Genomic DNA, 14,490 nt, shown 5'->3' on the forward strand with positions numbered 1-14,490 from the left:
CTTATTTAGGAACACATCTTATTTTATTCAATGAAGATCATTATTGCTGGAGCTGGTGAGGTAGGGTTTCATTTGGCAAAACTATTGTCCTATGAATCCCAGGATATAACATTGATCGATACGGACAAGGAAAAATTGTCCTATGCCGATAACCATTTGGATATACGGGTACTCCGGGGAGATGCCACTTCCATACAGGTATTGAACGATGCCCAGGTAGATGGGTCTGATCTGGTGATCGGGGTGACGGCTTCGGAGACCACTAACCTGACCCTTTGTTTATTGGCCAAGCAATTGGGCTGTAAAAGGACCATGGCGCGGATTTCGAATACCGAGTTTATGGATAACCGAGAGGTCATCAAGTTTGAGCAACTGGGTATTGATGAATTGATCTCACCAGAACGGTTGGCCGCCATGGAGATTCAGCTCATGCTGAACCAGTCGGCTTTTAACGACACCTACGAGTTTGAAAGCGGTTTGTTGACCATGTTCGGGGTAATTCTCCCCAAGACAGCTCCCTTTGTGGGCAAAATGGTAAAAGAGGCCGCCCGCATTTTTCCGGAACTTCATTTTATGCCCATTGCCTTGCAGCGCATGGGAACCCAATATACCTTGATTCCCCGTGGGGATACCGTTTTCAAGGAAGGAGATCAGGTCTATTTCATTACTTCCGATAAAGGGGTGGAAGAGCTCTACAAGCTCACGGGAATGCAAAAACAAGAGATTAAGAACGTTATGATCTTGGGAGGTAGTAAGGTTGGATTTAAAACGGCCCGCGACCTGTGTGGTAAAAAATTCAATGTAAAATTGATCGAGAAGAGTAAGGAAAAGGCCTTTGATATTGCCGATGAACTGCCACATGCTTTGGTTATCAATGGGGATGGACGAAATGTGGAGCTCTTGGATGAAGAAAGTTTGGATTCTATGGATGCCTTTATTGCAGTGACGGGGAATTCGGAAACCAATATCATGTCCTGTTTGGTGGCGAAATCCAAGAAGGTGAAGAAAACCATCGCCTTGGTGGAGAACATGGATTATTTTCAGTTGTCGCATTCCATTGGGGTGGATACCCTTATCAATAAAAAGCTACTTGCTGCAAACAGTATTTTTAGATACATCAGAAAAGGGGAGGTGTTGGCCCTGACCCGCTTGAACAACCTGAATGCCGAAATTCTGGAATTTGAGGTGAAAGCTACATCCTTGGTGAACGGTGAGATTATCCGAGAACTCAATTTCCCTCGCGAAGCAAGTATCGGCGGGGTCATCAGAAATGGGGAAGGCATCATTGCCTTGGGTGATTTTAGAATTATGCAAGGGGATAAAGTGGTGGTTTGTTGCCTGCCCAAGGCCATTCCCAAGATTGAAAAGTTGTTCCTATAATGAGGCTCAATACACGAATCATCATCCACATCATGGGATTGTTGCTCTTGTGCAACGGTTCCTTTATGCTTTTGGCTGCCTTTGCCAGTGCCATGTACAAGGATGGTGCAACATTGGACATTTCCCTAGCTGCTATTGTAACCATGTTGTTTGGGATCATGGCCATGTTCTATACCCGAGGCCATAAAAAGGAAGTAAAGCGCAAAGAAGGTTATATTGTGGTGACCTTCGGATGGATTATCATGTCCATTTCGGGAATGTTGCCCTATTTGTTCTCTGGATCCATTCCCAACATAACCGATGCATTTTTTGAAACGATTTCAGGCTATACCACCACGGGGGCTTCCATATTGGATGATATTGAGGCTTTGCCCAAGGGTATTTTGCTCTGGCGTAGCTTGACGCATTGGATAGGAGGGATGGGTATTATCGTTCTGGCCATTGCCATTTTACCGCTTTTGGGGATTGGTGGTATGCAGTTGTTCGCTGCAGAAGCTCCTGGTCCAGGGGGGGATAAACTTCACCCCAGGATTACCGACACGGCAAAGCGCCTATGGTTCATCTACTTTGGATATACAGTGTTGGAGACCATTTTATTGAACGTTGCCGGAATGTCCTTTTTTGATGCCATCAATCATTCGTTGGCAACCATGTCCACAGGCGGATTTTCAACTAAAAATGCCAGTTTGGCCTATTGGAACAACGAACCGATCATTCAATATATAGTGATTGTATTCATGTTTTTGGCGGGGAGCAACTTCGTACTCAGTTATTTTGCCTTAACGGGAAAAGTGCAACGGGCACTTCGGGACGAAGAGTTCAAATACTACTTTGGCTTTGTGGTCGTTTTTTCCATTCTGGCCGCATTGGGTGTTTATTTTAAGGCTGATGTGCCTGTTTCCGATTTTCATCCCATGGTTTGGGGGAAAGCGGAAAGTGCTTTTAGGCATACCTTGTTCCAAGTGTTGACGGTAATCACCACCACGGGATTTGTTACGGCTGATTTTACGGGTTGGACACATTTTTTGACCGTATTCTTTTTTGGGTTGATGTTCCTTGGAGGCTCGGCCGGTTCCACCGCGGGTGGGATCAAGGTGATGCGGCACTTGCTCATCATCAAGAACGGGATATTGGAATTCAAACGAACGCTTCACCCCAATGCGGTGATTCCGGTGCGATACAACCAAAAAACGGTTACGGAACATATCGTTTATAATGTGGTAGCCTTCTTTGTGCTGTACATGCTTTTGTTTATCATCGGAGCTTTGGTACTTGGCTTCTTGGGGTTGGACTTTGTCTCCGCTGTGGGTGGTTCGGCTTCTTCCTTGGGAAATGTAGGTCCGGCTTTTGGTAGTTTGAACCCTGTCAGCAATTACAACAGTTTGCCCGATGCAGGGAAATGGTGGTGCGGATTCTTGATGCTTTTGGGTCGATTGGAATTGTTCACCGTTTTGATTGTCCTGACACCCTACTTCTGGAAAAAGACCTAAAACAAAAAACCTCCTGAAGTTTTCACAACAAGAGGTTTTTGAATTACTTTTTATTTTAAGTTGTCACCCTTACTGGTTTCAAGGTCGCATAAAAACTTTTTAAAGTACCGCCTTTATTTGGGCAATGGCGTCTCTCAATTCTTTTTCAGATGCGGCGTAAGAAATACGGATGCAGTTAGGATTACCAAAAGCTTCGCCGGTAACAGTAGCTACATTGGCATGCTCCAACAAATACAATGCAAAATCCTCGGCACTGTTGATGGTGGTGCCTTTTAACGTTTTTCCGAAGAAGGATGAAATATCTGGGAATACATAAAATGCACCCTCTGGTACGTTAAGTTTAAATCCTTCGATTTCACCAAGCAAATCCAAAACCAAATCCCTTCTTTTATGGAACTCATCGATCATGAACTGGATTTTGCTCAACGGGGCATCCAGTGCGGCGATAACGGCGCGTTGGGCAATGGAGTTGGCGCCACTGGTTACCTGTCCCTGAAGTTTGGTACATCCCTTGGCAATCCATTCCGGTGCACCGATGTATCCAATACGCCATCCGGTCATGGCAAAAGCTTTGGAAACTCCGTTTACCGTGATGGTCCTATCGTACATACCGTCAATGGCGGCAATGCTTACATGGCCACCAACAAAGTTGATGTGCTCATAGATTTCATCGGAAACCACATAAATATCTGGATACTTCTTCAAAACCGCAGCAAGGGCTTCCAATTCTTCCTTACCATATACCGAACCACTTGGGTTGCAGGGCGAGCTGAACCAAAGCATACGGGTTTTAGGGGTGATGGCAGCTTCCAATTGTTGAGGTGTCATTTTAAAATCCGTTTCAATTCCGGTAGGGACTTCAACGGGAACACCATCGGCCAATTTTACGATATCACTATAGCTTACCCAATATGGGGCAGGTAGGATCACCTCATCCCCTGGATTCAAACAAACCATGGCCACGTTGAACAACGATTGTTTGGCACCGGTGGACACCACGATTTGGTTCAACCCGTAATCCAAACCATTATCTCGTTTGAACTTACCAGAAATGGATTTCTTTAATTCGGCATACCCATCAACAGGGGTATAGGCACTGTAGTTTTCGTCAATGGCCTGTTTGGCGGCCTCTTTGATAAAATCGGGAATATTGAAGTCGGGTTCCCCCAAACTCAATCCGATAATGTCTTTTCCTTCACTTCGTAGTTCACGAGCTTTGGCAGCCATGGCCAAAGTTGCTGACGTGGACATGTTCTTGATCCTGTCAGATAAATGGTTGCTCATCGATTATGCTATTTTACTGGTATTGAAGTGCTGGGTTTTTACCCAATTCCTTCAAATGTTTGAAGTGCGAAATTATAGCTTTTCTGGTAGTTTTATACTCGTTGTAGGGCAAATTGAACTCCTTGGCAGTCTGTTTCACAATTTTGGAAATTTTTGTGTAATGTATGTGACTGATATTGGGGAAGATATGGTGCTCTACCTGATGGTTCAAACCGCCGGTAAACCAGTTTACGATCTTGTTTTTGGTGCCAAAATTCACGGTAGTGAACAATTGATGGATCGCCCAAGTGTTTTTCATGTTTCCTTCTGCATCCGGTAGGGGCTGATCGGCATCATCCACAATGTGGGCCAATTGGAACACTACGCTCAAAATTACTCCGGCCACATAATGCATGATGAAGAAACCAAGCAATACTTGCCACCAGGCGATATTAGCAAAAATCAACGGAAGCACGATCCAAACAGTCAAATAAATGACCTTGGTGATCACCAAGGTGCTCCAGTTCATGACAGGGTTTGGCAATTTTCCATAGCTGAGGTTACGCTTCATGTAGCGGTACATCTGTTGGAAATCAGTGGTAAGCGCCCAATTGAAAGTGAGCAACCCGTACAGGAAAATGGAATAATAATGTTGGAATCTGTGGTGTTTGCGCCATTCTGCATGTTTGGAGAACCTAAGGATCCTTCCGGCTTCCATATCCTCGTCATGCTCATGGATGTTGGTGTAGGTATGGTGCAAAACATTATGCTGTACTTGCCAGTTGTATACATTTCCGGCCAAAATATAAATGCTGCTTCCCATGATCTTGTTTACCCATTTCTTGTTGGAATAGGCCCCATGGTTACCATCGTGCATTACGTTCATGCCCACTCCGGCCATACCCACTCCCATTGTGATGGAAAGCAAAAGATAGCCCCAAAAAGGCAAGTTCAAGGTTAACATTAAAAAATAAGGGGTCAAAAAAATGGCGAACATTACAATCGTCTTCAGGTGAAGTTTCCAGTTGCCTGTTTTTTTGAGGTTGTTTTCGTTGAAGTATTCGTTTACTCGCTTGTTCAGTGTCCTAAAAAAATTAGCGGAATCGCTTCTCGAAAACCGGACCGTTGTCTTATCCATAAAAAAATATTTTTGCAAAAATAACCAATTTGACCTTTTAAGGCCACCTCATCTGTGTTAGAACGGTGTTAAGGTCTTTAAAAGTATTAATTTTGTCAATATTAACACTTGAAAGATGAATGCGGATTTGATCTTCAAATATTTTACGACGCTCACCGAGCAGCAACAACTCCATTTTAAGGGACTGGAGGAGTTGTACCAAGATTGGAACCAGAAGATCAATGTGGTCAGTAGAAAAGATATTGATGAGCTATATCTAAGGCATGTGCTTCATTCCCTGGGAATTGCAAAGATCCAAACCTTTAATGAAGGTGCCGATATTCTAGATGTGGGAACGGGTGGGGGCTTTCCTGGTATTCCGTTGGCCATTTTGTTTCCAAACGTAAATTTTACCCTGGTGGATGCCATCGGGAAAAAGATCAAAGTTGTTCAAGAAGTGATCGATGGGCTACAACTTGAAAATGTGAAGGCCATACATTCCCGTGTTGAAGAAATCCCGGGTCAATTCGATTTTATCGTGAGCAGAGCCGTTGCTGCTATGCCCACTTTTGTGCATTGGACAAAGGGAAAAATAAAAAAGGATTCCGCGCACGAACGCAAAAATGGGATTCTTTATTTAAAGGGTGGAGACTTGGAAGAGGAGTTGAAAGATTATACCACCGTTCAGATCTTTGATCTTAAGGATTATTATGAGGAGGATTTTTTCGATACCAAAAAAGTGGTGTACCTGCCGCAGAAGTTTAAGGACCGGAGTTAAATACTGTACATCCTTTTATAAACCAATCTACATTTTCTGGAATAGTCTTTCCCAAATTTCCAGAGACGGTTGTATTTATCAACCATTTTTTTCCACCAAACATGTTTTCCTGAGCTCATAACGAATTGATTTGATACTGTAAAGCTAAGTGGATTACATTCAAGTAACAATTAATTAACGTTAAATTTACAAAAGAATTGTTTGGATTGATGAAAAATTCATCCTGAATCCCTCAATTTTACTCGTATAGCTTCGCAATATCGGCTTCAGAAATATCCATGAAAAGTTTTGCCATTTTTGAGCAAACTCCATCAAAAAACAACTTTCCCTTCTCCGCAGTTGCTTTGGAAGGATTACCTACCCCGGTATCTACACTAATTTTGGACCAAGGTCGCTCTGTCCATGCCCATCCTTCGGAAAAGGCCTTTATCTTGTTTTTGAATTCTTTTCCATCTCCCCATTCTGCTTTGGGCAATACCAATTCTGGAGCCAAATGAAGAATAAGGCTGGTCTCCATTTCATCGGCATGATCACCTGGATTTTCAAAAATGTCCTTTTTTTCAACCATTTTAAACCAATTGGTCACGCAAAGGAACATGTTGGGGAATAACAGCCCCAATTCCCGTACCAGTGCTTCCCAATTATTACCGCCATGGCTGTTCAATATCATGAACTTGTGTATGCCTTGTCTTTCCAAAACCGTCAGCACGTCCTTCAAAATGGCAAATTGTGTGCTAGGATTCAGGTTCATATCCAAATAGATGTCCGATTGCCCTGTATTCACCCCAAACGGAATAGTGGGCAGAACAACCACTTTACAACCTTTGTCCCAAGCCAATCGTGCCGATTCTTCAGCGATTTTGGTCGCTTCGATTACATCTGTGGCGTAAGGTAAATGATAGTTATGGGCTTCGGTGGCGCCCCAAGGCAGAACGGCCAAATCAAACGACTCGTTTTTTAAGTGTTTCCAATTGGTTTCGGCCAAAATATAGGGTCTGGGCATGGTGTATTTGTATTTAGGTCAAAAAAAAGGCTGCCAATATTGGCAGCCTTTAAATTAGGTATTTCGGAATTATCCCAAAAACGGATAGCGATAATCTTCTGGTGTTACAAAGGTTTCCTTGATCAAACGTGGGGACACCCATCGAAGCAGGTTCTGGGCGGACCCAGCCTTATCGTTGGTCCCCGATGCCCTGGCACCGCCAAAGGGCTGCTGTCCCACAACGGCACCTGTGGGTTTATCGTTGATGTAGAAGTTCCCTGCGCAATCCTGAAGGGCCTTGGTGGCCTCCTCGATAGCATAACGATCTGTAGATAAAACTGCCCCTGTCAAGGCATACTCGGAAGTGCCGTCTACCAGTTTCAGGGTCTCGCTCCAATCCTTGTCCTCATAAATATAAACGGTGACCACAGGCCCGAACAGTTCGGTGCACATGGTCTCATATTTTGGATTGGTGGTCAGAATAACGGTAGGTTCCACAAAATAACCAACGGACTTATCGTAACCGCCCCCGGCAATGATCTCCGCATCCTTGTCGGCTTTTGCTTTATCGATGTACTTGGCCAATTTGTCGAAGGATCCTTCGTGGATCACAGCGGTAACAAAGTTGGTCATATCCTCTGGCGATCCTGGTTTGTTGAAGGATGCCAAATCCGTTTTCACCAAATCCAATGTTTCAGTTGCGATGGATTTTGGAAGGTAAACACGGGAAGCGGCACTACATTTTTGGCCTTGTAGCTCAAAAGCTCCCCTAACGATGGCAGTGGCTACCTGTTTTGGTTTTGCCGATGGGTGTGCGATGATGAAATCCTTCCCTCCGGTTTCCCCCACGATCCTTGGATACGTTTTATAGGAATGGATGTTGTTCCCGATCTGTTTCCAAAGTTCCTTGAACACATAGGTGGAACCGGTGAAGTGCAGTCCCGCAAAATCAGGGCTGGCCAATAATGTTTCGGAAATCATGGCAGGGTCTCCCATCACCATGTTGATGACCCCATCGGGAAGACCTGCTTCCTTGAACACATCCATAATGACTTTAGCTGAAAATACCTGACTGTCACTGGGTTTCCAAACGACCACGTTGCCCATCATAGCGGCACTGGCTGGCAGATTTCCTGCAATGGCCGTAAAGTTAAAAGGGGTGATGGCGTAGATGAAGCCTTCCAACGGACGGTACTCCACCCGGTTCCAAATGCCTTCCGAGGATTCGGGTTGTTCCCCGTATATCTGGGACATGAACTCCACGTTGAACCTCAGGAAATCGATGAGCTCACAGGCGGCATCGATCTCTGCTTGGTGTATGGTTTTGGACTGTGCCATCATGGTGGCCGCATTGATCTTGGCGCGGTATGGACCTGCGATCAGTTCGGCGGCTTTCAAAAAGACGGCGGCACGCTGCTCCCAAGGGAGGTTGGCCCATGCCTTTCTGGATTCCAGACAATTGGCAATGGCCTTTTCCACCAATTTTTTGTCGGCGGTGTGGTAATGCCCTACAACGTGTTTGTGCTCATGTGGGGGCGACATGGGCTTGGTGTTGCCCGTCTTTACCTCTTCACTGCCAATATAAAGGGGCACCTCTATATTTCCCTTGTAATAGGCCTTATATTGTTTTAATACCTCGTCGCGTTCCGGGGTTCCCGGGGCGTAGCTTTTTACAGGTTCGTTATATGCAGTCGGAACTTGAAAAAATCCTTTTCCCATGGTGTAGTTCTTTTAATTTTTAAAATTCCACCAAAGGTAAGCAATCGGATATCGAATAGAAAATGATGCGCTTTAGTTTATGGCAAAAGGAGCGGCAAATTTGAAGGTGGGTATCTCCACTTCAAATTCTTCGGAGGTGGTAAAGTTCACCATCTCATAATGTCCTTTCATGGCACCAATGGGGGAGGCCAAAAGACATCCGGAGCTGTAGGTGTGCGACTTACCTGGCTTAATCACCGGTTTTCTGCCAATCACTCCTTCGCCGTCAATGGTCTCCATGTCCTTCAGGGCATCAAAAATGTCCCAATGTCTTGCCACGAGTTGTACGGCATCCTTGCTCAGGTTTTCTATGGTAATGGTGTAGCCAAAGGCATAGTGCATTTTATAATTCTTGAAGAAAGTGCCTTCAAAAGTGGTCTGTACGGAAACCTTGATGCCTTTTGTTACTTGAGTGAACATACGCTAGTTATAGATAAAAACACTTCCTGTAAACAATACGAGTATGGCAAAAAAGGCCAAAATCGTAAATATGGTGTTCAGAAAAATGTATTTCACAATCGTTTTAAATATCCCTTGACCGTAAAACCTTTTCATGGCCATGAACAGATATATACTGAAAATGGTCACAAACAATCCTGCGGTGCTGATCTTGAAAATGGTATCCAAGAGCAAGCTAAGGATGAGCAAGATAAACAAGAGGGACTGATTGTGGAAACTAAAAATAAGATGATCGGTGTAGGTGTATTTTTTTCTGATGTACACCAGCCAAATAAAGATGGTGAACAACGGCATGAAGAAGAAAATCACAAAAGGTAACTTGGAAATGGTGCTCTTGATGAAGATACTGGGACGCTGTAAAATGGTCAGAAAATTATTGGAAGAATTGAAGGCCATCCGGTTGGACATGGTACTTTCAATATCATATTTTTCACTGGCCTGTTCAAAGGAGTACAGCGTATCTTTCTTTATCATTTGAACAAAAAAATCAACCTTGTCGGAAAATGCATCCATGCCTGTTTTTTTGCTGATGCTATCATAGTATCCTTTAGGATTGACCGCCATCAAAGAATCTTTGTTCACCTTCGGTTTTTGGTCCTTCAAATGGGAGAGGGAATCCAGCATACTTAGGGAATGGGCCACTTCGGGATCGGCATTTCGGATGGAATCGAACTTTTTAAGGCCAAATACCAATCCGGGACTTTTGTTTTCAACGGAATCCAAGGATTGTAGGACTTCTTCGGCCTGTTGTTTCAATTTTAAGCTGTCTACCGTGGTTTCACCGGTCTTTAAATTATAGGATACTGGCGATCCCCCTGAAATGGTTCCGTCAAAATCCTTGAAACTTTTATCCAGTTCAGTGAACCTATTATTGAAGGTGAACATCAAAAAGTAGATAAAGGCCAAACTCAATAAAAACCGGAAGGGATTCGTGTAGGAGACTCTTTTGCCATTGATATAGTCCCTTGTAATGGCGCCGGGACGCCATAATAGGGCGGAGAGCGTTTTTAAAAGCTTGGAATCGTAATTGATGACACTGGAAAAGAACTCATCAACAAAATCCTTGAGGGTCAATTTTTTGGTGCTGTTGGCTTGGGAGCAATTGGGACAGTATTTATCGCTGATGTCCAACGGATGGCCACAGTTTAAACATGAAACGCCCCTAAATTGTAGTTCGTAACGGCCCCTACTGACCAAGCTGCCTTTTTTCCCCATAACCTTACCAGGATTTGGGTTTAAATATAATCAATTGCTGATAGTTCTGGAATTTGCATTTCCTATACCTATTATACTATCATACAAATCGCCAAAATCACGATAGTATACCAAGATCAGGTAATTGTTTTCGGTGAAGTGAAAATTGCCGCTGACAAAGTTGGGTTCAATGGTGCCATTCTCCCTTTCCACCACATATTTGTAGTTGTAAAACCCTTGCTTCATCAATAGGGAAACCTCGAACATTCCGCTATCTGGGTTGAAGGTCATCCGATTTTCGTCCTCCAACGCGTAGTTGTTGAATTTGCCTACCACATACACTTGGTCCAACCCAATTAAATTGGAGTAGGGCAGCTTAAAATGCACTTTGGTGTATTCTGCTTCCCGCGATACATCATCACCTTGCAGGGTACGCACCACAAAATCCCCATTGATATCCGGGAAATAGGTGTAGGGCAAATCATGTCGGTATTCACTGGGGAACAGATAATGGTTGTATACCTGGCCCATTTCAATCCGTGATATGGCAAAAGTAGGCGAGCGTAGGTCCTTGGTGTCGAAGTTCAGGAATTCGTTGCCACCAAAAAAGCTGGTTTCCTTATCATATTTATACACCAGTTCGTTGCCAATGGTGAATTGGGGTTTGATGTTGTATAAGGCGGTTGGCCAAAAATAGTTCTGAATGATGGCCACTTTTACCTCATTTTTTGGGTTCACCACAGGAAAACCATTGGTGTTAATAGAAAATTGAACCACCTGTTTTTCATTGAGATAGTTAAAATCGCGTGATCTTTTAACTACTCCACCTACGGTAACGGCATCTCGGTACACCACAAACCTTCGGGAAAATTGAAGGTCCCCATAACTATTATAGATTTCAAGAACATAGTTCCCGCTCACTTTAAGCCTAACATTGTCGTTCGGAATGGTCAGCCTATAATTGGAATAAGGTTGTAATGTGGTGTAACTGTTCTCGTAATCGATGATGCGCTGGTTGTCCGTGCCGGCCAAATATTGGGATTTCAATAATTGGGAAGGAGTCCAGTCGTAGTTGCAATGAATGATTTTATAATAGTAATCCTGTTCTTTGGCTGTAATGTCATCAAACTCCAAGGACATGCTCTCACCAAGGAGTACCACCGGAAATTGATCTTCTGTGGGACCCTTAAAAATGATGGTCTTGATGTTTTCAGGAGGATTAACCTCTTCCTGTACCTGTGCAAAGGTTTGGGCGACCATTGCAAAAAGGAATAAATGTTTAATCAAATCGCGCATTTAATGCATTTGTTTAGGGTAAAGGTAAACAAAAACTGTGCCTTGAGAATTTAGCTCGATATAATCCCAATTTTATGGTTAATAATTATGAAAAGAATCTTGTAAGTACTAAATTTGCGAGCGATTTTGATAACAAAAGGTCTACAACAATATGTCTAAAGACATCCGGATTAGAAAGGGGTTGAACATCAACCTCATCGGGGCAGCAGAACAGACTACTTCCAAAGCCGTTACAAGTAACGTGTATGCCCTGAGCCTGAATGAATTCCACGGAATCACTCCAAAAATGTTGATAAAACAAGGGGAAGAGGTAAAAGCGGGCGAGCCCCTCTTTTACAACAAGAACAAAGAGGAAATGCACTTTGTGTCCCCAGTAAGCGGTGAGCTTGTGGAAATCGTGAGGGGGGCAAGGAGAAAGATCCTGAGCCTAAAGATCCTTGCGGATAAAACGCAGGATTATATGATCAATAAAGTGCCAGATCTGGACACGGCCGATGGTGCTGCCATAAAGAACTACCTGCTCCACAGTGGCGGGTGGCCCTTTATCAAACAGCGTCCCTTCGATGTGATCGCCAATCCCGATGCAACACCTAAGGCTATTTTTATTTCTGCCCATTCCACTGCGCCATTGGCTGCCGATGTGGATTATGTGTTGAAAGGAAAAGAGCAGGAGTTGCAGGCCGCCATTATTGGCTTGGGCAAAATGACGCCAGGTAAGATTCATGTTTCCATCGGAAACTCCAGTCGTTCACCTTTCGCCGATTTGAAAGGTGTTGAACTGCACAAGGTTTCTGGTCCGCACCCAGCAGGTTTGGTCGGAACGCAAATCAACAAAATCGATCCTGTCAATAAAGGTGAAGTGGTTTGGACCGTTTCTCCGCAGGATATGGTTATTTTGGGCGAGTTGTTGCTAACCGGTAAATTCAATGCCGAAAGAACGATTGCCTTGGCCGGTTCGGTGATCAAAGCTCCAAAATACTACACTACCAAAATAGGTGCTGAAATATCCACCTTCCTTTATGCCAGCGGTGTAAGCGAGGATAGGTTCCGATTGATCAATGGTGATGTGCTTACAGGTAGCAAGACCACTACCGAAGGATATCTAGGTTTCTACAATAATACGGTTACGGCCATTCCAGAAGGGGACGATTACGAACTTTTTGGATGGAACAAACCCGTTTTCAATAAAATTTCTACCACACGGGCGTTGACCTTCTCTTGGCTTCAGCCCAACAAAAAGTACGATTTGGACACCAATACCAATGGTGAACACAGGGCTTTCGTGGTAACAGGTCAGTATGAAGAGGTGTTCCCTATGGATATTTACCCCCTTCAGTTGCTAAAAGCCTGTATGGTGCAAGATTTGGACGAGATGGAACAATTGGGACTGTATGAAGTGGCCCCAGAGGATTTCTCGTTGACGGAATTCATATGTATTTCAAAACAACCACACCAACAGATCATCAGGAATGGATTGGATCTGTTGCAAAAAGAACTTGGATAATATGGGCATGAAAGATAAATTACATCAGCTTAAACTAAAGTATGAGGGCAAAAAAATGGCTCCTGCCTTTAATGCACTCCATACCTTTCTTTATACGCCGAACGAAACCACACATTCTGGTGCCCATGTAAGAGGTGCAGACGATTTGAAGCGTACCATGAACACGGTGATCATGGCTTTGGTGCCCTGTTTGATCTTTGGAATGTTCAACGCGGGATACCAACAGTACATCGCCATCAACGGTGCTCCAGAAACCTTTTCCTTGTTCAATGATTTCTTGACCTGGAGCAATTTCTTGGTAGGTCTAACCACCATTTTACCTTTGGTAATCGTTTCTTACGGAATCGGTTTGGGTATCGAGTTTTTGTTTGCCGTGATCAAAGGTCACGAAGTTGAAGAAGGCTATTTGGTAACCGGAATGTTGGTGCCATTGATCGTTCCAGTGGATACTCCGCTGTGGATGTTGGCCATTGCCGTTGCCTTTGGTGTGGTGATCGGTAAAGAAGTGTTCGGGGGTACAGGGATGAACATCCTGAACCCGGCCTTGACCATACGTGCCTTTTTGTTTTTCGCTTATCCAACTTGGATGAGTGGTGACAAAGTTTGGGTGCACGGTGCTGTTGAAGGATTGACCAAGGCTGGTTCTACCGATGCTATTTCTGGTGAAACTGTTCTAGGGTCTTTGGCCCAGGGAGCTGCGGACCTTTCCTATTCAGTCTCTGATATGTTCTATGGATTTATTCCTGGATCGGTAGGTGAGACCTCCAAAATTTTGATTTTGTTAGGTGCCTTGTTCTTGATCTTCTCCAAGATCGCCTCATGGAGGATCATGGTGAGTGGTGTGTTGGGAGCGTTTGCCATGGGTTTGATCTTTAATGGTATTGTGGATGCTGGTTGGCTGCCCACTTATAGCAAATTCTACGCCTTGATGAGTTTTCCTTACTGGCAACATTTGTTGGTAGGAGGTTTGGCTTTTGGTATCGTCTTTATGGCGACTGACCCTGTTACGGGTTCGCAGACCAATAGGGGTAAATGGATCTATGGATTCTTGATCGGTTTCATGTCGGTCATGATCCGTGTGTTCAACCCAGGGTATCCAGAAGGCGTTTTCTTGGCCATCCTGTTGATGAACGTTTTTGCGCCTACAATTGACCATTACGTGGTTAGGGGCAACATCAAAAAGCGATTGAAACGATTGAAGACAGCTACCATCTATCCTAAAACTTCGGATGAGGTGGATTCATTAAAAACGGAAACAGCATAAGAACT

The 14,490-nt window shown here is 44.1% G+C and carries 12 protein-coding genes; 5 read left to right on the plus strand and 7 right to left on the minus strand.

All coding sequences use genetic code 11. From position 1 onward, the window contains the following. Window positions 1–30 precede the first annotated feature (30 nt). Window positions 31–1,380, plus strand: coding sequence for a Trk system potassium transporter TrkA (gene trkA, locus LKX84_RS10990; protein WP_228237208.1), 1,350 nt, complete (start codon window positions 31–33; stop codon window positions 1,378–1,380). After that, entirely contained in the window at window positions 1,380–2,870 is a 1,491-nt protein-coding gene (locus LKX84_RS10995) for a TrkH family potassium uptake protein (RefSeq protein WP_228237209.1), read from the plus strand. The genes trkA and LKX84_RS10995 overlap by 1 nt, the downstream gene beginning before the upstream one ends. A gap of 99 nt (window positions 2,871–2,969) precedes the next feature. Here the strand turns inward: LKX84_RS10995 and LKX84_RS11000 are convergent, their stop codons facing one another. Then, entirely contained in the window at window positions 2,970–4,154 is a 1,185-nt protein-coding gene (locus LKX84_RS11000) for a pyridoxal phosphate-dependent aminotransferase (protein ID WP_228237210.1), read from the minus strand. Between the two features lie 13 nt (window positions 4,155–4,167). Further along, window positions 4,168–5,271 (minus strand): fatty acid desaturase family protein, encoded by a 1,104-nt coding sequence (locus tag LKX84_RS11005; RefSeq protein ID WP_228237211.1) that lies wholly within the window; start codon window positions 5,269–5,271, stop codon window positions 4,168–4,170. A gap of 115 nt (window positions 5,272–5,386) precedes the next feature. Between LKX84_RS11005 and rsmG the strand changes: the two genes are divergently transcribed. Beyond that, on the plus strand, window positions 5,387–6,028 hold the full coding sequence (gene rsmG / locus LKX84_RS11010) for a 16S rRNA (guanine(527)-N(7))-methyltransferase RsmG (protein WP_228237212.1): 642 nt from the start codon (window positions 5,387–5,389) through the stop codon (window positions 6,026–6,028). A gap of 238 nt (window positions 6,029–6,266) precedes the next feature. Here rsmG and LKX84_RS11015 read toward each other — a convergent pair whose 3' ends face one another. From LKX84_RS11015 to LKX84_RS11035, 5 genes are all read right to left on the minus strand, one after another. Then, window positions 6,267–7,031 carry a creatininase family protein gene (locus LKX84_RS11015; RefSeq protein WP_228237213.1) on the minus strand — a complete coding sequence of 255 codons (765 nt, stop codon included), beginning with the start codon at window positions 7,029–7,031 and terminating at the stop codon, window positions 6,267–6,269. 69 nt (window positions 7,032–7,100) lie between these two features. Next, entirely contained in the window at window positions 7,101–8,729 is a 1,629-nt protein-coding gene (pruA, locus tag LKX84_RS11020; protein WP_228237214.1) for an L-glutamate gamma-semialdehyde dehydrogenase, read from the minus strand. 72 nt (window positions 8,730–8,801) lie between these two features. Continuing rightward, the gene (gene apaG, locus LKX84_RS11025) at window positions 8,802–9,188 is read right to left on the minus strand and encodes a Co2+/Mg2+ efflux protein ApaG (RefSeq protein WP_228237215.1); all 387 of its coding nucleotides are present in this window, start codon (window positions 9,186–9,188) and stop codon (window positions 8,802–8,804) included. Between the two features lie 3 nt (window positions 9,189–9,191). Then, the gene (locus LKX84_RS11030; protein WP_228237216.1) at window positions 9,192–10,442 is read right to left on the minus strand and encodes a DUF3667 domain-containing protein; all 1,251 of its coding nucleotides are present in this window, start codon (window positions 10,440–10,442) and stop codon (window positions 9,192–9,194) included. Window positions 10,443–10,472: 30 nt separating this feature from the next. Continuing rightward, window positions 10,473–11,717: a type IX secretion system plug protein domain-containing protein gene (locus tag LKX84_RS11035; RefSeq protein WP_228237217.1), complete on the minus strand. Its 1,245-nt coding sequence runs from the start codon at window positions 11,715–11,717 to the stop codon at window positions 10,473–10,475. A 151-nt stretch (window positions 11,718–11,868) separates the two neighbouring features. On the opposite strand from LKX84_RS11035, the gene LKX84_RS11040 reads away from it, so the two are divergent. Together LKX84_RS11040 and LKX84_RS11045 are read left to right on the plus strand one after the other, a co-directional pair. Continuing rightward, entirely contained in the window at window positions 11,869–13,221 is a 1,353-nt protein-coding gene (locus LKX84_RS11040) for a Na(+)-translocating NADH-quinone reductase subunit A (RefSeq protein WP_228237218.1), read from the plus strand. A 1-nt stretch (window position 13,222) separates the two neighbouring features. Then, on the plus strand, window positions 13,223–14,485 hold the full coding sequence (locus tag LKX84_RS11045) for an NADH:ubiquinone reductase (Na(+)-transporting) subunit B (RefSeq protein ID WP_228237219.1): 1,263 nt from the start codon (window positions 13,223–13,225) through the stop codon (window positions 14,483–14,485). Window positions 14,486–14,490: the final 5 nt, after the last annotated feature.

The organism is Allomuricauda sp. M10, assembly GCF_020782875.1.
Classification (GTDB): Bacteria; Bacteroidota; Bacteroidia; order Flavobacteriales; family Flavobacteriaceae; genus Flagellimonas.